General features: G+C 71.6%; 16 protein-coding genes and 1 tRNA gene. 8 read left to right on the top strand and 9 right to left on the bottom strand.

Features of this window, described 5'->3' with window-relative positions; translation table 11 throughout:
* Nucleotides 1–36 precede the first annotated feature (36 nt).
* Entirely contained in the window at nt 37–1,362 is a 1,326-nt protein-coding gene (locus tag ACLBXX_RS07495) for a nicotinate phosphoribosyltransferase (RefSeq protein ID WP_447657523.1), read from the top strand.
* Here ACLBXX_RS07495 and ACLBXX_RS07490 read toward each other — a convergent pair whose 3' ends face one another.
* Genes ACLBXX_RS07490 through ACLBXX_RS07480 form a run of 3 tightly spaced genes read right to left on the bottom strand, consistent with a single transcriptional unit; the run spans nt 1,363 to nt 4,804 of the window.
* Nucleotides 1,363–1,629, bottom strand: coding sequence for a DUF3039 domain-containing protein (locus ACLBXX_RS07490; protein ID WP_045296870.1), 267 nt, complete (start codon nt 1,627–1,629; stop codon nt 1,363–1,365).
* A 50-nt stretch (nt 1,630–1,679) separates the two neighbouring features.
* A complete protein-coding gene (locus ACLBXX_RS07485; protein ID WP_447657522.1) occupies nt 1,680–3,245 on the bottom strand; it encodes a hypothetical protein in 1,566 nt (521 codons plus the stop codon).
* Nucleotides 3,221–4,804 (bottom strand): ATP-binding cassette domain-containing protein, encoded by a 1,584-nt coding sequence (locus ACLBXX_RS07480; RefSeq protein ID WP_447657521.1) that lies wholly within the window; start codon nt 4,802–4,804, stop codon nt 3,221–3,223. Before ACLBXX_RS07480 ends, ACLBXX_RS07485 begins: the two co-directional genes overlap by 25 nt.
* A gap of 195 nt (nt 4,805–4,999) precedes the next feature.
* Here ACLBXX_RS07480 and ACLBXX_RS07475 point away from each other — a divergent pair, with 195 nt between their 5' ends.
* The 4 genes from ACLBXX_RS07475 to ACLBXX_RS07460 all read left to right on the top strand — a co-directional run bounded on the left by ACLBXX_RS07475 (nt 5,000) and on the right by ACLBXX_RS07460 (nt 8,423).
* Nucleotides 5,000–5,692, top strand: coding sequence for a phosphocholine cytidylyltransferase family protein (locus ACLBXX_RS07475; RefSeq protein ID WP_056367826.1), 693 nt, complete (start codon nt 5,000–5,002; stop codon nt 5,690–5,692).
* A 64-nt stretch (nt 5,693–5,756) separates the two neighbouring features.
* Nucleotides 5,757–6,707: a hypothetical protein gene (locus ACLBXX_RS07470; RefSeq protein ID WP_447657520.1), complete on the top strand. Its 951-nt coding sequence runs from the start codon at nt 5,757–5,759 to the stop codon at nt 6,705–6,707.
* 10 nt (nt 6,708–6,717) lie between these two features.
* On the top strand, nt 6,718–6,954 hold the full coding sequence (locus ACLBXX_RS07465; RefSeq protein WP_387136588.1) for a hypothetical protein: 237 nt from the start codon (nt 6,718–6,720) through the stop codon (nt 6,952–6,954).
* A gap of 80 nt (nt 6,955–7,034) precedes the next feature.
* The gene (locus ACLBXX_RS07460) at nt 7,035–8,423 is read left to right on the top strand and encodes a phosphotransferase (protein ID WP_447657519.1); all 1,389 of its coding nucleotides are present in this window, start codon (nt 7,035–7,037) and stop codon (nt 8,421–8,423) included.
* A 24-nt stretch (nt 8,424–8,447) separates the two neighbouring features.
* Here the strand turns inward: ACLBXX_RS07460 and ACLBXX_RS07455 are convergent, their stop codons facing one another.
* Nucleotides 8,448–9,728, bottom strand: coding sequence for a CDP-glycerol glycerophosphotransferase family protein (locus ACLBXX_RS07455; RefSeq protein ID WP_447657518.1), 1,281 nt, complete (start codon nt 9,726–9,728; stop codon nt 8,448–8,450).
* Between the two features lie 97 nt (nt 9,729–9,825).
* Between ACLBXX_RS07455 and ACLBXX_RS07450 the strand changes: the two genes are divergently transcribed.
* A complete protein-coding gene (locus ACLBXX_RS07450; RefSeq protein ID WP_447657517.1) occupies nt 9,826–10,863 on the top strand; it encodes a glycosyltransferase family 2 protein in 1,038 nt (345 codons plus the stop codon).
* A gap of 21 nt (nt 10,864–10,884) precedes the next feature.
* On the opposite strand, the gene ACLBXX_RS07445 is transcribed toward ACLBXX_RS07450, so the two are convergent.
* From ACLBXX_RS07445 to ACLBXX_RS07435, 3 genes are read right to left on the bottom strand one after another with little or no spacing between them, the layout of a single operon-like run.
* The gene (locus tag ACLBXX_RS07445; RefSeq protein WP_447657516.1) at nt 10,885–12,336 is read right to left on the bottom strand and encodes a CDP-glycerol glycerophosphotransferase family protein; all 1,452 of its coding nucleotides are present in this window, start codon (nt 12,334–12,336) and stop codon (nt 10,885–10,887) included.
* On the bottom strand, nt 12,333–13,607 hold the full coding sequence (locus ACLBXX_RS07440; protein ID WP_447657515.1) for a CDP-glycerol glycerophosphotransferase family protein: 1,275 nt from the start codon (nt 13,605–13,607) through the stop codon (nt 12,333–12,335). Before ACLBXX_RS07440 ends, ACLBXX_RS07445 begins: the two co-directional genes overlap by 4 nt.
* Nucleotides 13,608–13,654: 47 nt before the next feature.
* A complete protein-coding gene (locus ACLBXX_RS07435; protein ID WP_447657514.1) occupies nt 13,655–15,346 on the bottom strand; it encodes a trypsin-like peptidase domain-containing protein in 1,692 nt (563 codons plus the stop codon).
* A gap of 118 nt (nt 15,347–15,464) precedes the next feature.
* Between ACLBXX_RS07435 and ACLBXX_RS07430 the strand changes: the two genes are divergently transcribed.
* Complete coding sequence (locus tag ACLBXX_RS07430; protein WP_447657513.1) at nt 15,465–16,664, top strand: aminotransferase class I/II-fold pyridoxal phosphate-dependent enzyme; 1,200 nt, start codon at nt 15,465–15,467, stop codon at nt 16,662–16,664.
* 9 nt (nt 16,665–16,673) lie between these two features.
* Here the strand turns inward: ACLBXX_RS07430 and ACLBXX_RS07425 are convergent, their stop codons facing one another.
* Both ACLBXX_RS07425 and ACLBXX_RS07420 read right to left on the bottom strand, forming a co-directional pair.
* Complete coding sequence (locus tag ACLBXX_RS07425) at nt 16,674–17,477, bottom strand: carbon-nitrogen hydrolase family protein (protein ID WP_447657512.1); 804 nt, start codon at nt 17,475–17,477, stop codon at nt 16,674–16,676.
* Nucleotides 17,474–17,992, bottom strand: a complete 519-nt coding sequence (locus tag ACLBXX_RS07420; protein WP_447657511.1) for a DUF6328 family protein — start codon at nt 17,990–17,992, stop codon at nt 17,474–17,476. The genes ACLBXX_RS07425 and ACLBXX_RS07420 overlap by 4 nt, the downstream gene beginning before the upstream one ends.
* 93 nt (nt 17,993–18,085) lie before the next feature.
* Here ACLBXX_RS07420 and ACLBXX_RS07415 point away from each other — a divergent pair.
* A tRNA-Met gene (locus ACLBXX_RS07415) sits at nt 18,086–18,159 on the top strand.
* Nucleotides 18,160–18,231: the final 72 nt, after the last annotated feature.

Genomic DNA, 18,231 nt, shown 5'->3' with positions numbered 1-18,231 from the left:
GGAACCCCCGCGTCATCAAAAGCTAGGCTGACCCGCATGGCCGCCTCGACCGCCCTGCTGACGGACCGCTACGAGCTCACGATGGTCGACGCGGCGCTCCGCGACGGCACCGCCCACCGCCGATGCGTGTTCGAGCTGTTCGGCCGGCGCCTCCCGGGAGCGCGGCGCTTCGGGGTCGTCGCGGGCACGGGACGGCTGCTCTCGCTCATCCGCGACTTCCGCTTCGGCGACGACGAGCTGCGATTCCTCCGCGACGAGAAGGTGGTGGATGCCTCGACCCTCGATTTCCTCGAGGGCTACCGGTTCACCGGCTCGGTGACGGGCTATCGCGAGGGCGAGCTGTACTTCCCGGGCTCCCCCATCCTGACGATCGAGGGAACGTTCGCCGAGGCCGTCGTGCTCGAGACCCTCGCGCTCAGCGTGCTCAACTACGATTCGGCGGTCGCGACCGCCGCCGCCCGCATGAGCATCGCCGCCGGGGACCGTCCGCTGGCCGAGATGGGTTCGCGGCGGGCCGGCGAGTCGTCGGCGGTCGCCGCGGCGCGTGCGGCCTACATCACCGGTTTCAGCGCCACCTCGAATCTCGAGGCAGGTCGCCGATGGGGCATCCCGACGATGGGCACGGCCGCCCACGCCTGGACGCTGCTGCACGACACCGAGGAGGACGCGTTCCGCGCGCAGATCGCGGCCCTCGGCGTCGGCACCACCCTGCTCATCGACACCTACGACATCCGCCAGGGTGTCGAGACGGCCATCCGCGTCGCCGGGACGAGGCTCGGCGGGGTCCGGATCGACTCCGGCGACCTGCCGACGGTTGCCACGGAGGTGCGCGCCCAGCTCGACGAGCTCGGTGCGACCGGCACGCGCATCACGGTGACGAGCGACCTCGACGAGTACGCGATCGCGGCGCTCGCGGCATCCCCTGTCGACTCCTACGGCGTCGGCACGTCGGTGGTCACGGGGTCGGGGACGCCGACCGCGGGAATGGTCTACAAGCTCGTGGCGCGGCAGGACTCCGACGGCGGGTGGGTCGGTGTGGCGAAGGCGTCGACCGACAAGGCGTCCAAGGGCGGCCGCAAGGCGGCGTTCCGCGCGCTCGACGCGGGTACCGCGACGAGCGAGCTCATCGTCGTGTCGGACGGCTTCGAAGCGCTCGACACCGCCTCGGCCCACCCGGGATCCCGCGCGCTGCAGGTGCCGCTCGTCGTGGACGGCGAACCGGATGCCGCGTACGAGGGATCCGACGGCGTCGAGGCCGCTCGAGCACATCACGCCCGGGTGCGCGAAGAGCTTCCGGTGCGCGGACTCGCGCTCAGCCGCTCCGACCCGGCGATCCCGACGGTCTATACCGACGCCGAGTGATCAGCCCTGGAGCGACTCGTAGATCTCTTTGCAGGTCGGGCACACGGGGAACTTCTCGGGGTCGCGGCCCGGCGTCCACTTCTTGCCGCACAGCGCCCGCACGGGCTTGCCGGTGATGGCGGACTCGAGGATCTTGTCCTTCTTCACATAGTGGGAGAAGCGCTCATGGTCACCCGGCTCGATGTTCTCTTCTTTGAGGAGCTCTTCGAGCTCGCGATCGAGGGTCGCGATGCCGCCCTGGTCGGGGCTGTCCAGCGGGGTGCTCATGGTCTGCCAGTGTAGTCGGGGCGGACGCGGCTGGGGTCCGTCCGCACGAGTCAGGTGGACTCCGCGAACTCCATGAGGCGCCCACCGCGACGCTCGAAGACGATGGCGCCGACGCCGATGCCGACGACGAGCACGCCGAGGCCGATCGCCAGGCCTCCCCACAGCGCCGTGTTCGCGGCCTCCGTGTCGCCCTGCAGGGCCAGCCAGCCGCACCACAGGACCGGTGCCGACACCACGAGCGCGCCGGCCATGACACTCCCCTGCGCGATCGCGCCGTTCGCGCCGGTGCGCTGCGGCTGCTGGAACGGACTCTCGCCCGGCCGCGACACCGCGTAGGGCGCGACCACCGACGAGATGCTCGAGAGCCCCAGGCCCGACAGGAACAGCGCGGCGCACACGCCGGTGAGAGCCGGGAGCACCGCCCAGCGCCCGTGCAGCAGCGTCGCCACCGGGATGGCGACGGCGAGCAGAGGGACCCCGACGAGCAGCACCGGCACGAGCCGGCCGAGGCGGTCGGAGACGCCGCGCACACCGCTCGCGATGTGCATCCACACCGCGGTGGAGTCGTAGGCGATGTCGTCGTGCGGCAGCCAGCCGAGGAAGAGCGCCGCGAACGGCACGGGCACGAGGGCGACCAGCTCGGGCGGGACGCCGGCGATGAGCAGCGGCACCACCGTGATCGCGGCTGCGAACGGGATCACGAGGCCATTCACGACGTAGCGTCGGTCGCCGAACCAGTAGACGAGGCTCCGCGCCGCGATCGCACCGCCGGGAGTGCCCGGGGCGACGCCGAACCATCCGAGCCCGCCTCGCTCACGCCCGGTCCCGGGGCGCTCGGTCGTGGTCAGCAGTCGGTTGACCGCCCATACCCAGATCATCGCCAGAAGGACGATGGTGCCCACCGCGATGAGCGCGGACAGCCACGCGTCGCCGCCCGTGATCACCATTCCGGGCATGGCCCACGCCGCACCGAGCGGGGTGAGGGCCAGCCAGTCCACGGCCTCGAGCAGCTGCGGCGGGACGCTCCCCTGCCACTCGAGCGAAGCGAGGAAGACGCCCACCGGAACCACGACGACGAGCACCACGAGGACGAAGACACCCGAGAGCTCGCGCGAGCGCCGGTCGCGGAGGAAGAGCGAGGCCAGCGCCATGCACACACGCGCCAGCAGGACGCACGTGAGCACCCCGAGCAGCACGCTCACTATTCCGACGATCACCGGCACACCGTGATCGGCCCACACGATGGCGGAGCACACGGCGACCGCGAGGAGGACCAGGATGGGCACGCTGAGGAAGCCCGCAACCGCCAGCACGAGGGCTAGGCTTCCCCGCGGGAGCCCGAACAGGGCGAATCGCCGGGGATCCAGCGGGTCCTCCACGGCACCGAACAACGGAGCGAGCGCGAAGCCGAGGGTCACTGCCGAGCCCCCGAGCACGGTGACCGCGAGCACCTCCTCGGTGGAGGCATCCTTCAGCGTCAGCAGCGCCCAGCAGGCCGCCGCCGTCGCGGCGACGAGGATCACGAGTCCCGTGACCACGCGCGCGACATGCCCCCCGTGACCGCGGAACGTGCCGAACAGCAGCGCGAGCCTCAGTCGGAGAATGTGTGCAGCCACTCGAGGCCCTCCACATCGCTGAGCCCTCCGGCCAGTTCCACGAAGCGCTGCTCGAGCGTCAGCTCGCCGCGCACCTCGTCGACGGTGCCCTCCGCGAGCACCTGGCCCGCCACGATGACCGCGACGCGCGTGCAGACGCGCTCGACGAGGTCCATGCCGTGGCTCGAGAGGATCACCGTGCCGCCGTGCGCGACATAGGTGGAGAGGATGTCGAGGATGATCGCGCTCGAGACCGGGTCGACCGCTTCGAACGGCTCGTCCAGCACGAGCAGACGCGGCGAGTGGATCAGCGCTCCCGCGAGCATGACCTTCTTGAGCATGCCCGCCGAGTAGTCCGAGACGCTCCGGCCCAGCGCGTCCTCGAGGTCGAAGGCGCGTGCGAGGTCAGCGGTCCGGCTCTCGACGACGGCGGGCGGGAGCTTGCGCAGCACCCCGTAGTAGTACAGGAGCTGACGGCCGGTCAGGCGGTCGAAGGTGCGCAGCCGATCAGGGAGGACCCCCATCATCCGCTTGGCTGCGAGCGGCTTGGCCGCCGCATCCACTCCGCCGACATGGATCGTGCCGCGATCGGGCTCGAGCAGGCCTGCGATCATCGAGAGCGTGGTCGTCTTGCCGGCGCCGTTGGGGCCGACGAGCCCGTAGAACGTGCCCGCCGGGATCGTGAGGTCGATGCCGTCGACGGCGTGGGTGCTGCCGAATCGCTTGGTGACGCCGCGCAGCACGAGGGCGTTGGCGGATGCCGCGGCCGCCGTTGCGGCCGCGTCCAGCGAGACGGCCGCGGCCAGGGCCTCGGGATCGAGGGTCGTCGTCGGCTCCGGGTCCGCAGCGGGCAGCGGCACCGGCTGGAGTTCAGCGGGCGCGGGGGCGCGCTCCAGCACGGCGGCGTCCGGCTCGGCGGGCGCAACTGAGGGCTCGACCGCCGGCGTGGGCTCCACGACCCCCGCGGGCTCGGCCACGGGCGCGGACTCGACCACGGGCTCAGCATCGACCACCGCCGCCGTTTCGGCAAGAGTCGAGTGGTCGTGGTCGGCCTCGGGCTGGGCGGTCGGTTCGAGCACGACCGGGGTCTCGGGCTCGATCGCGGCCTCCGGCTCGGCCTGGGGCTCCGCCTCGATCGCGGCCTCCGGCTCGGCCTGCGGCTCCGCCTCGATCGCGGCGTGGTCCGGTGCCGCGCCGTCGTCGACGGGCGTCGCCTCTTCGAGGGGCGCCGTCTGCACAGCATCCACCGGCGAACCATCGCCCGCGTCGGGAAGCGGCGGGCGCGGCGGCACGACGATGCTCGCGGCAGCGCTGGCCGCGAGCTCGAGATCGCTCGGAAGGGGCGGCGGCGGCCCCGGATCCGGAGCGGGGGCCGGCTTCGCCTTGGATGCGGCCGGCGTGCGCTTCTTGCGCGGAGCGGCGGGTTGGGAACCCCCGTCGGTGCGCGGCTTGCGCGGCGGGCGGCGGGGCTTGTCGGGAGCCGGTGAGACCGTATCTGCGAGGCGTACGACGCGCGCGCTGGAGTGACGGTCCGGCTCTTCCGGATCGATGTCATTCGGCACCGGGAGGGAGGCTGTCACTGAACCAACGTATCAAGCGGGCCTGATCGCGGCGGAGTTCGTGTCGCCGCGTCGCGGCATTCGCGTTATGTCACAAATCGGCAACGGGAGCCGCCCATTATGCGCCTTCCCAGGCCTCATCGCTACCATGGTCGAGGCACGAAGGGGTGTCCCGCCGGTGAACCGGCAGTGAATCACGCACTTCAGGAGCAGATTTTGACCCTTCAGACCGTCATCCTCGCAGCCGGAATGGGCTCGCGACTCGGCCGCAGCCTGCCCAAGCCCCTCACGGAGCTCGGCGACGGCCGCAGCATCATGCAGCAGCAGCACGACAACATCCGTGCCGCTTTCGGCCGCGAAGCCAAGATCACCACCGTCGTGGGCTACCGCGCCGAGACCATCGTCGAGGCGTTCCCCGACGTCGACTACGTCTACAACGACCGCTACGACCAGACCAACACCTCCAAGAGCCTGCTGCGCGCCCTCGCCAAGACGGGCAAGGGCGGCGTGCTCTGGATGAACGGCGACGTGGTCTTCGACCCGCGCGTGCTCGGCCGCGCCATCGAGCTGATCGAGCGCGACCAGTCGTTCGTCACGGTCAACACGTCCAAGGTGAGCGACGAAGAGGTCAAGTACACCGTGACGCCGGAGGGCTTCATCAACGAGCTGTCGAAGACCGTCAAGGGCGGCATCGGCGAGGCCGTCGGCATCAACTACATCTCGAGCCGCGACAAGAAGGCGTTCATGCGCCACCTCACGCGCGTCGACGACCAGGACTACTTCGAGCGTGGCCTCGAGCTCGCGATCGCCGAGGACGGCGTGCTGCTCGAGCCGCTCGACATCTCGGACCTGTACGCCGTCGAGGTGGACTTCGCCGAGGATCTCGAGCGCGCCAACCTCTTCGTCTGACCGATCGCTGCGAGGCTGTCAACCCCGAGCCTGCGCTCAGACCCGGGCGCATAGACTCGGCGCGATGACCGACAAGGTTCACCAGATCCACTCCCTGTCAGGCGACGCGCCGTGGCAGGGAGGGCTGCCGCCCGCGGGGTCCGACGAGCATCCCTTCACGATCCGTGCGCTCGACCGGGTGCTCGCGATCCAGCGGCCGGTCGTGCTCGCACACCTGCGCAGCATCCGTCTGCGGCATCCGGACTCCTCTCCCGCCGACATCGTCCGCATCCTCGAGCGGCGCTATCTGGCTGCGGTGACCACCGGCGGCGCGGCGGTCGGCGCGACCGCGGTCGTCCCCGGGATCGGCACGGGCGTGACGCTGGCGCTCAGCGGCGTCGAGACTGTCGCGTTCCTCGAGGCCACCACGCTGTTCGCGCAGTCGGTGGCCGAGGTGCACGGCATCCCGGTGTCGGATCCCGATCGGGCGCGGGCGCTGGTGCTGACGCTCATGCTCGGCAAAGAGGGTGTCGACCTCGTCGCGCAGCTCGCCGGGCAGGCCGCCGGGCGCGGTCCGTCCCGTTCGGGCTACTGGGGCGAGATGATCACCAAGTCGCTCCCCCGCGCCGCCGTCGGGCCGCTCGTCGACCGGCTCAAGACGACGTTCATCCGTCAGTTCGCCGCGCGCGGCGGTGCCTCGTGGATCGGCAAAGCGCTGCCGTTCGGCATCGGCGCGGCCATCGGCGGCGCCGGCAACAACATCCTCGGGCGGCGTGTGCTCACCGGCTCCCGCCGGGCGTTCGGGGTGCCTCCGCACCTGCTGCCTCCCGAACTCGAACCGCGCCCCGGCGCCGACCGGATCGAGCGGCTCGCCGGGCGCGGCATCCGTCGCGCCGGCGAGGCGGTCGTCGGCGGCGTCACGCGCGGAGCCTCCGGGGCCCGCCGCATCACCGCCCGCGTGATCCGGCGCTCGCCGGAAGCGATCGAAGCGTCCGTTCCGACCGAGGACGGAGCCTCCACCCCGCCGGCGGGGTGACAATGGCGGTATGGGTCTGTTCAGCAAGCTTCCCGAAGAGCCCGTCGAGTGGGCGGGTCTGCCGTCAGAGCCCGCCCGCACCGAGACGCAGGCCGAACGGCTGACCGATGCCGCATCCGTCGATCTCGGCGGCCTCGGCCTCGGCGACCTCGCCGTCGGCGGCGGAGGGGCCGTCGAATCCATCGTCATCCCGGTGGCGCCGGTCATCGAGATCGCGGAGTACCAGGAATCGGGCGAGGACGAGTAGCGGGCGAATTCCGCCACGTTCTGCAAGCGCTTGCAGCGTGTCCTCGACACGCGCCCGACGACGGGCATACGCTCACAGGTATGGACAGCACGTTGGCGTGCCTCGCGGCATGGATGCCGCGGCAGCGCTGGTACGCCGCGAAGGGGCGACCGCCCAGCCTGCGCCTGCTCTCATGGTGGGATCTGAGCGCGGACTCCGGCGGCGCCGACGACGCGGACGCCGGCGCACGCATCCGCACATTCCTCGTGGCGGATGAGGGCGCTCTGCCGGCCGTGCTGTACCAGATCCCGGTCGTCGAGCGCGCGACGGAGAACGTCGACGCCGACCCCGACCACGTCATCGGCAGTCCGGTGCCGGGAACGACCTTCATCGACGGCCCGTTCGACCCCGCGTACGCCCAGGCTCTGCTGCGCCTGATCACGGTCGGGGGCACCGCACACGGACCGCAGACCACGGCGATCGGGCGGGTCGCAGGCTCGGGCGGAGCTCCGTCTGGGGCGACGTCGCGGGTGATCAGCGGAGAGCAGTCGAACACGTCCCTCATCTTCGAAGGCGATGGCGCCCCGGTGATCTGCAAGGTCTACCGACAGCTGCACGAGGGCCTCAACCCCGACATCGAGCTGCAGGAAGCGCTGGCCGGGGCGGGATCGCCCCATGTGCCGCGCCCGGTCGGCTCGATCGAAGGGACGTGGCCGGACCTCACCACCGCGCACGGCACCGTGCGCGGGTCCCTCGCCTCCGCGCAGGAGTTCCTGCCGGGCGTCGAGGACGCATGGCGCGTCGCGCTGCAGGCAGCAGCGAAGGGTGACGACTTCCGCGACGCGGCGCGCGCGCTCGGCACCGCGACCGCCGAGGTGCATGTCGCCCTCGCGGAGTGCTTCCCGACCCGCACGGCGACGGACGCCGACCGCGAGGCGACGGCGGCCACGTGGGAGCGGAGGTTCGCGATCGCCATCGCGGAGGTCCCCGAGATCGCCGGTCAGCGGGATGCCGCCGCGGCGGTGTACCGTCGCGCGCTCGAGGTGCCGTGGCCGCCGCTGCAGCGCATCCACGGCGACTTCCACCTCGGGCAGGTGCTGCACTCCCCCGACCGCGGCTGGATCATGGTCGACTTCGAGGGCGAGCCGCTGCGGCCGATGGCCGAACGCACGCAACCCGATCTCGCGCTGCGCGACGTGGCAGGCATGCTCCGCTCGTTCGACTACGTCGCGGGTTCGCTGCGCCTGGACGACCCGGATCGCTCCGCCGACGCGGTGCGCGCGTGGGCGCGTGACGCCCGCAGGGCGTTCGTGGACGGATACGCCGCGTCGGCGGGCGGGCTCGACCCCCGGCATCCGCTCCTCGCCGCGCTCGAGCTCGACAAAGCGGTGTACGAGGCGATCTACGAGGCCCGCAACCGGCCGACGTGGGTCGCGATCCCGCTGCGCGCGATCGCGCGGCTGGTCGAGCGTCCTGCCCCGGTCGCCTGACGCCGTCGGCCGAGCGTCGCGGACTCAGCCCTCGTCGTCGAGGTCCGCTTCGTCCTCGGGCTCGTCATCCTCGGCGTCGGCGACCGACCGCGCGTACCAGGAGTCCCAGTCCTCCATGAGGCGCTGCACGGCCCCGTGGAATCTCGCCGTCGCCGAGCCCGGTGCGGTGTCGCCGAAGTAGTGCGTCACCCATTCCTCCAGGCGCGCGACGGCGTCGGGGTCGGAGAGCACGCGCTCGGTCTGGGCGACGATGTCGGGAGCCGCAACCGCGTCGAGCCACTCGCAGGCCGACAGATACCCGTGCGTGTCGATCGCGGCGGCGGGGTCGGCCGGCCGCGTGATCATGAGCGGCTTGTCGGCCGCGAGCCGGTCGTAGACCATCGCCGAGATGTCGACGATCGCGACGTCCGCGGCGGCCAGCTGCCAGCCGAGCTCGGGCCCGTCGTCGAAGACGTGCTGGGCGGAGGGATCCGTGGCATTCGCGGCGTTCAGGGCCGCGATGATGCGCTTGTTCGCGGCGCCGTACTCATGGTTCACGACTCCCGAGCGCGGGTGGGGGCGGTAGATCACGCGATGGCGACCGGTGGCCAGGAGTGCGGCCACGAGCGCCTCGCCGTGCGTGGCGATCGAGCCGTAGTGGGCCGAGGGGCGGTCCCCCTCCCACGTGGGCGCATAGAGGACCACCGTGCGCGCGTCGGGCGTGTAGGGCAGGGTGCCGGAGTAATGGTCGGCCTGCGGGCGCCCGATCTCGATCGTGCGGCGCTCGATGTCGTAGTCCCACAGCACCCGCGAGAGCCGCTCGCGCGCGGCGTCGCCCGCGATCATCGCGTAGTCGTACGCCTTGTACTGGTTCGTGGTCATGTACATCTTGTCGGACTCGCCGTGGTTGATGAACACGTGCCAGCGACGGCCGTAGCGGAACATCTGGAAGTTGCGCGTGTTCTGGTTGACGTACAGCACGAGGCGGATGTCCTGCTTGGCGATGAAGCGCTCGAGATCGCGCACCGTCGGAACGAACGCCACCGGAAGCGCCCCGTCGGCCAGCAGCGCCTCGGCGCCGGTGGCGGCGCGGCTCAGCACCACGACGGGCCAGGTCTTCGCGAGGTCTGCGAGCGGCTTGTACCACTGCCGCATCTGGTACATGTTGACCGCGCCGTCGGCGAAGTAGACGGCCACGCGGTACTGGAACGGCGGGTGCGGCGGCCGGCCCGAGAGGGTGCGCCGCACGTCGATCACGGCCGAACGATTGCGCACCGCCTTGCGGACGAGAGCGACCGCCTTCTTTCCATCCGAGACCAGACCCACGCTTCCAGCCTACCCAGGGCTCTCATGACATGATCGACGCGTGCATGTCGAGCAACACGGGCGCAGGGACGCTCCAGTCCCTCCCCCCGGTTCCGGCGTGAGCTTCGTGATGCCCGTGCTCAACGAGCGCGACTACCTCCGCCGTGCGGTCGAGACGGTGCTCGCACAGGACGTCCCCGGCCCGACCGAGCTGGTCCTGGCTCTCGGCCCCTCGACGGACGGCACGAACGCGCTGGCGGCGGAACTCGCCGGCGGCGACGACCGCATCGTGCTCGTCGAGAACCCGGGCGCCGATATCCCGATCGGCCTCAACCTGGCGATCCGCGCCGCGCGGCACCCCACCGTGGTGCGCGTGGACGCGCACTCCGAGCTGGATCCGACGTATGCGCGACGGGCACTCGCGACCCTCGACCGCGTGCGCGCCGCGAACGTCGGCGGCGTGATGCGCGCCGACGGCCGCACACCCTTCCAGCGTGCCGTCGCGCGCGCCTACAACTCCCCCATCGGCCTCGGCGGCGGCGCCTACCACGGCGGCACGCAGGAGGGCGAGGCGGAGTCCGCCTACCTCGGCGTCATGCGCCGCGACGTGCTCGAAGAGGTCGGGCTGTTCGACGAGAGCATCCGGCGCGGCGAGGACTGGGAGCTGAATCTGCGCATCCGTCGCGCCGGCTACCGCGTCTGGTTCGATCCCGCACTGGCCGTGACCTACTGGCCGCGCGAGAGCTGGACGCGCCTGGTCCGTCAGTTCTCGGCGACGGGCAGGTGGCGAGGGGAGCTCGTCCGCCGCTTCGGGCGCGGCAACTCGCTGCGGTTCTTCGCACCGCCGGCGCTCGTGCTGACGATCCTGCTCGGGATCATCGTCGGCGTGCTCCAGCTCACCGGTCTGCTGCAGGGCTGGTGGTCGGTGACGGCATCCGTCGTCTACCTCCCGGTGCTCGCGTACGCCGCCCTCATCGCCGTGGTCGCTCTCGGCCGGGGCGGCGGGCACGGCTGGCGCGACAAGCTGTGGACCGCGGCCGTGCTTCCCTCCATGCACCTCGCGTGGGGCTGGGGCTTCCTCCTCGGCGTGATCGGCGGCGCGCACGACACCGTCGACACGTCCCGCCTCGGAAGCCGCAACACGCCGCTGCCGTGACATCCGGCGGGCGGCCGGTCGTCAGGCGTCGATGAAGCCCTGGTCCAGGATGCGTGCCACGACCCGCTCGGCGGCGTGGCCGTCGTCGCGGGCGTTGAACTTGTCGCGCCACTGCGCGTAGCGCGATGCGTACTTCTCGGTGTCGTCCGCGGCGAGCGCGGCCACCAATTCCTCCTGCGTGCGCACCATCGGACCCGGTGCGTGCGCGGCGAGGTCGAAGTAGAACCCGCGCAGCTCGCCTCGGTAGTGCTCCATGTCGGGCACGAGGAAGTACATCGGCTTCCCGGTCACCGAGTAGTCGAACATCACGGACGAGTAGTCGGTGATGAGCGCATCGGCGACGAGCAGCAGCAGTGAGGTGTCGGGGAAGCCGGTGACGTCGATCACCCGGGGGCCTTCCGCGTCACGCCCGGGCAGCAGCGTGCGCGAGTGCCCGCGCACGAGTACGACAGCATCGGTGGCGGCGGCGAGCGAGACCGGATCGATGAAGTCCACGATCTGGTCGCGGTCGTCACGCCACGTCGGCGCGTACAGCAGGACCCGCTCGCCGGGACGGATGCCGAGGGCCTCGCGCGTCGCCGTGCCGTCACCCGTGGTCAGCACATCGTTGCGCGGATACCCCTCGACCCAGACCGGGCGCGTGAGGAACGCGTACGCCTTGCCGAGGATGCGCGCGGCATAGGGATTCTGCGCCAGCAGGATGTTCCAGCGGCGGGACTCACGGACGACCGCCGCCGTCCGGCGCGGGTCGAACCCGGGCCGGTGCAGCGCGAGGCGCTTGAGCGGCGTGCCGTGCCAGGTCTGCAGCACCACCTGGCCCTTGCGTCGGGCGAACCGGCGTCGCAGCCAGTCGTTGACCACGAGCAGTCGCGCGGCCCCGCGGGCGCGCCACCATTCGGGGCTGCCCTCGACCACGGGGATCGCGCCGTCCGGCACGGCGACCGACAGGTCGACGACGCTCCAGTAGCGGGTCACGTCCGGCGCGCGGCGCGCGACCTCCCGGTCGATCGCGAGAGGGTTGCAGCTCGCGTTGCGACCGTAGAAGCTCTCGAAGAACACCGCGTTCTCGAACCCGGTGGCGGGCCGGGTCGCGTAGCGGCGTTCGAGGGCGTCCTGCCCCTCACCCGAGTCGTACGCGGGGTCGATCGGGGGCCCGACCCGCAGGGTCCACCCCTCGAGGCTCGCTCTGAGCGTTCCGAGCTGCGTGAGCGGGAGCACGTCGGGGGGACGGATGCCTCGGCCCGCGGCATCCGCGATGCGCACCTCGTACGAGCCGGCAGGCAGTGGCAGTTCCGGGCCGCCCCAGCGCGCGGCGCGCAGCGGGAGCGTCGCCGTCCACGTCTTGCCACGGCCGGTGAGGCGCGCGGTGACGCGGGCGCGGGCACCGACGATCTCGACGGAATCGGGCCGCTCCCCTTCGCCCGAGAGAACGAGAGCCGGGCTCCCCTCCGTCGTGAAGCGCGCGTCGGTCATCCGGTTCCTTCCCTCGGGCCGTCGTGGACCGTTCCGGCCAGAATCGCACGGTACACCCTCTCGGCGTTGAGCCCGTCGCGGAAGGCGTGCACCCGCGCGTCCAGCGCGACCGCCCGTTCGACGCGGCGCGCGCGCTCGGCATCGTCGCCGAGCACCGCGTCCAGCTGGGTCGCGGCCTGCGTCCAGTCGATCGCCCAGTCGTCGCCCGCCACGTCGGCGTAGGTGCCGTAGAAGCCGCGTCTGCGCGCATACTCGTCGACGTCGGGCGCGAGGAACAGCGTGGGAAGCGGCACGAGCGAGGCGTCGAATGCGAGGGACGAGTAGTCGGTGACGAGGGCGTCGAGGCCGGGGAGCAAGGGGGTCACGTCCGCGACCAGGTCGCTGCCGAGCGACTGCACGCGGTCCGTCGGGAACGGCGGGGCGTAGTCGCCCGCGCCGAGCGGGTGCGACCGGACGAGGAGCGTCGCGTCATGGCGCCTCAGCACGTCCACGATCTGCGACCACTCCTCTCTGGTCGGCACCGCGGGGTCGAGCGCGCCGTCGCGCCAGGTGGGCGCATAGAGCACGAAGCGGCTCGAGGGCTCCACGCGGGCGGCCGCGCGCCCGATCGCGGCGCGGGCCCGCACGCGACGGTCCTCGGCGGTGCCGCGGGAGAGCACGTCGACGCGAGGTTCGCCGGTCACCGGCACGCTCTCGTCGGGCAGTGCGAAGGCGGATTCGAGACGGCCGCGGACGAGGTGCGAGGCCGCCGGAATCACGCGGATGCGGCGCGCGGCGCCGCGGTACATCGATCTCAGGAGCCCGCGCACCGTTCCAGCGGCGGGTGTGGCGGCGACGACGCCCGGCACCCGCAGCGTCTCGGGCGAATCGACCCCGATCCGCTTGAGCGGGATGCCGTGCCACAGCTGCACGACGAAAGCGCCCGACACGGCGTAGCGGTTGACGTCCCCGAATCCGTGCGTGACGACGACCACCCGGGCGCGCGCGGTGCGCCACAGCCCGCGCAGGGAGCGCTTGGGAACCGTGCGGATGCCGCGGGCCGCAGCATCCGTCGCCTCCTTCGCCGACCCGACCAGCCACACCGGACGGCGTCCGTCGGCGGCCGCCACCTCCCAGAGCGCCAGTGCACCGTCGCCGATTCCGACCGCACAGCCGATGACCCACTCGTCGCGCGAGCGGGGCACGAGGAGGGTGAGGAGGCGTCCGGCGGCGTAGAGCGGGATCGTCGCGAGCTTTCGGGCGTTCCCCGCGCCGAACGAGAAGGACGCCATCCCGCGAGCCTACCTGCTCGCGGAATGGCGTCCCTGGGAGGTGTGGACTACTGCTGGAGCGACCCCAGCGTGACCTGGACGGTCTGCGTCTTGCCGTTGCGGACGTAGGTCACCTCGGCGTCGCTGCCGGCCGCGGCGGCGCGCACCTGCGCCGTGAGGTCGGTGGCATCGGTGACGGGCACGCCGTTGAATGCGGTGACGATGTCGCCCTTCTGCAGGCCGGCGGCGGCGGCCGCACCGCCGTCGGTGACGGCGTCGATGTAGGCGCCGGTGATGGTCGAGCCCTCGACGGATGCCGCGGCCTTCACGTTCGCGCCGAGCAGACCGTGGGTCGCCTCGCCGTTGTCGATGATCTCGCCGGTGATGCGCTTGACGATGTCGGACGGGATCGAGAAGCCGACGCCGATCGAGCCGGAGCCGTCGGAGGACGAGCCGCCCGCGGTCGCGATCGCCACGTTGATGCCGATCAGCTTGCCGTCGGAGTCGACCAGCGCGCCGCCGGAGTTGCCGGGGTTGATGGCGGCGTCGGTCTGGATGACCGAGATCGAGATGCTCTCGGTGGCCGTCGACTGCTGGTCGCCCTGACCGAAGTCGAAGCGGAACGGGCCCTCCTGGCTGTTCTGGTCCTGCTGGTCCTGGCTGTCGCCGCCCGAGTCGGGCGCCGCCGACGACGCGATCGAGATCGAGCGGTTGAGCGCGCTCACGATGCCTTCGGTCACCGAGTTCGCGAGACCCAGCGGTGCGCCCACCGCGACGGTCGTGTCACCGACGTTGAGCTTGCTCGAGTCTGCGATCTCGATCGGAGTGAGGTCCTCGGCGTCCTTCAGCTTGATGACGGCGAGGTCGTAGGTCGGGTCGGTGCCGACGACCTCGGCGTCGTAGACGCGGCCGTCGGAGGTGGTCACGCGGATGGTCGCGTCACCGGTCGCGCCGTCGAGTGTCACGACGTGCGTGTTCGTGACGACGTACCCGTCCTTCGTGAGCACGACGCCCGAGCCGGTGCCGGCCGCCGACGAGCCTGTCGCCTCGATCGTGACGACGCTCGGCACGACCTTCGCGGCGATCGCGGTGGTCTGGTTGACGGAGTCGGTGTCGTTGACCGTGACCGTCGACGGTCCCGCGGCGGGCGATGCGCTCACCGGGGCGAACCAGGTGACGCCGGCGTACGCACCGCCGAGGCCCGCAGCTCCGCCGACGATGGCGGCGGCGACGATGAGGCCGACGACCTTGCCCGCGCCGGACGACTTCTTGGGTGCCTTGGTCGCGGTCGGCACGGCGCCGGTCGAGCCGGCGATCGGCAGCGTCGGCTGGGCGTCCGCAGCGGTCACACCGAACGCGGCACCGGGGGCGCCGGGCGCCGGCTGGCCCGCGTAGGAGTGGGGGTAGGGCGCGGGCTGGCCGGCGTAACCCTGCGGACGGGCGTACGCGTACGCCCCTGCCGGGTAGCCGGCGGGCGGCACGGGCTGGGTCGGTGCGGTCGGCTGCACGTGGGCCGCGGGCTGCGCGGCGGGTGCGCTCGGCGGAACCGGGGGCAGTGCGGCGGCTGACGCGGCCGGAGTCACGGGCGGTGCGGGCTGCACGGGCGCGCCGGGCTGCGTGGGCTCGACGGCTTCCGGCGCGGCCGCGGCGGGGGCCGGGGTCTCGGGCTGGGCGGGCGTCTGCGCGGCGGCCTCCGCGGCCGACTGCGAGGGGACGGCGGGGGTCTGGTCTTCCGGGCGGTCGCCCTGGATGTCGCTCATGGTTGCTCCTTCTGCCAAGCACTCACCACTGTGCCCACCGATGCTGTGCGTTTCTTATGTCGCGAATGGGACTCGCCTATGCAACGGGGATGAGCCCGCCCGGTATTACGGTGAAGCGATGCGACAGATCCCCGGAGCATGGCGCCGCACAGCCGCGGGCGCCGGACTCGTCGGTTCCGACGGGTCGATCCACCCCACCATCTTCGCCGAGATGTCCGCCCTTGCGGCGCGTACCGGCGCGATCAATCTCGGGCAGGGCTTCCCCGACGAGGACGGCCCGGCCGAGGTGCTCGAGGCGGCCCGCTCGGCGATCGCGAACGGCGTCAACCAGTACCCGCCGGGTCGCGGCATCCCGGATCTCCTCTCGGCCGTCGCCGAGCATCAGGAGCGGTTCTACGGACTGCAGCTGGATCCCGCGCGCGAGGTGCTCGTGACGGCGGGCGCGACCGAGGCGCTCGCCGCGGCGCTTCTCGCCTTCATCGACGGTCCTGATGACGAGGTCGTGGTGTTCGAGCCGTACTACGACTCGTACGCGGCGGTGGTCGCTCTCGCCGGCGCGCGGCTGGTGACGGTGCCGCTGCGGTGGCCCGACTTCCAGCCCGACCTCGACGAGTTGCGTGCGGCGGTGAGCGACCGGACGCGCGTCATCCTCGTGAACGATCCTCACAATCCCACCGGGGCCGTCTTCGGCGCCGACGTGCGTGACGAGGTCGTGCGCCTCGCCGAGCGCCACGACGCCGTCATCGTGACCGACGAGGTGTACGAGCACCTCGTCTTCGACGAGCCGCACGTGCCGATCGCGACCCTCCCGGGCGCCGCGGAGCGCACGCTGACGATCTCGTCGGGCGGCAAGACGTTCTCGACGACCGGCTGGAAGATCGGCTGGATCTCGGGTCCTGCGCCGCTCATCGACGCCGTGCTCGCGGTCAAGCAGTTCCTCACGTATGTCAACGGCAGCCCGTTCCAGCCCGCGATGGCCACCGGCCTCCGGTTGGGCGATGAGTTCTTCCGGGGCATCGCCGGCACGCTGCGCGCGAAGCGCGACCTGCTCGGCGCAGGCTTGCGCGCAGCCGGGTTCGACGTGTCGATGCCCGCCGGCTCGTACTTCACCGTCGTGGACGCCGCTCCGCTCGGAGCGACGGATGCTGCGACCTTCTGCCGCGCCCTCCCCGAGCGCGCCGGGGTCGTGGCGATCCCCCTCACCGCCTTCGCGACGCCGGACCGGCGTGAGGAGTACGCCACGCTCGTGCGCTTCGCCGCCTGCAAACGCGTCGAGGTGCTCGAGGACGCGGCATCCCGCCTCACCCGCCTCGGGTGAGCCTCGGCGTCAGCGCGGGCCGACGCCGAAGCGACGGAGCGTCAGCGCGGGGTTGACACGTCGCACGCGCTCGATCGCGCCGACGTCGAGATGGACGACCGCGACGTCGGTCGACGTGCCGACGGCCGCGAGCTCCACGCCCTGCGGGTCCACGACGAGCGAATTGCCCACGCCGAGGGGCGGCGGATGGTCCGCAGCGGCGACGAACACCGTGTTCTCGATCGCGCGGGCGTGCAGCAGGGTGCGCCAGTGGTGCTCCTTGAGCGGACCGCGCACCCATTCCGCCGGCACCAGGAACACGTCGGCCCCGGCGTCGACGAGCAGCCGCCCGATTTCGGGGAACCGGAGGTCGTAACAGGTCATGAGACCGAACCGGAGTCCGCCGAGTTCGAACGTCTGCGCTTCACCGGGCTCACCGGGTTCGACCCAGTCCGATTCCCGCTGGCCGAATGCGTCGTACAGGTGCAGCTTCCGGTAGTGCGCGATCAGCCCCGTCGCATCGACCGCGACCGCGGTGTTGCGCACGCGCGTGCCGTCACTGGCGCGCTCGAGGAGCCCGGCGACGATCGTCAGGTCGTGTTGCGCCGCGAATCGTGTGAGCGCCTGCACGAACGGGCCGTCCAGTTCCTGGGCGTTGGCGGCCAGCGACTCGTCGAACGGGTCGACGAAGTAGCTCGAGTATTCGGGGAACACGACGACGCGGGCTCCGCGATCGGATGCCGTGGCCACGAGCTGCGCGATGGACTCGAGGTTCACCGCGGTCTCGGCCGTCGGCGCGAACTGCGCCACCGCGACGGGGAGCGTCTCGGTCATCGTCGTGCTCCGTTCGTCCGGCGTCGCGCACGGAGGATCGCGGGCACGACCAGCCACATCGCGCAGACCAGCAGCCCGAGCGGGATGAGGGCCCACCAGAACGCCGACCCGCCCAGCACGACGTCGAAGACGAACGCCACGACACCCACGAGGAGCACGGCGACGGTTCCGAGCGCGGTGACCAGCGCATAGTGGCCGTAGTGCACCACCTCGGCCTTGGCCCGCTGCTGGAAGAGCGCCCGGTGCAGGGCCACCGGCGCGAGCGCGATGATCGAGCTGAGCGCGGAGAGGACCACGAGTCCGAGATAGAAGGACTTCTGGGAATCGGTGAGGTCGCCGAAGGCCGGCTGGAACGCCAGCGCGAGCAGGAAGCCCGTGAGGATCTGGGTGCCCGTCTGCAGGACGCGCACCTCCTGCAGGACCTCGCTCCAGTTGCGGTCGGCGCGCTCCTCCGGCGTCTCGTCGCGGCCGTCGACGCGGTCGTCTCGAGGGTCGGTGTCGCGCTCTGTGGACATGAGTTCATCCTTGCCCGCCGTCGGCGATCGGGGCAAGCGGACCGCCCCTGTGTCACGAGCACCCCAAACCCCGTGCTAGGCTATTCCTTGTGCCGCGGGGTGGAGCAGCTCGGTAGCTCGCTGGGCTCATAACCCAGAGGTCGCAGGTTCAAATCCTGTCCCCGCAACAGAAAACGAAGGAAGGGCGTCCCGTCATGGGGCGCCCTTCCTTCGTTTGTGCGGTGCGGCGCGGTCGTACA

This window comes from Microbacterium sp. C23T, assembly GCF_053345975.1.
Note: the sequence above shows the minus strand (reverse complement) of the source record. Positions and strands in the feature narration are given on the sequence as shown.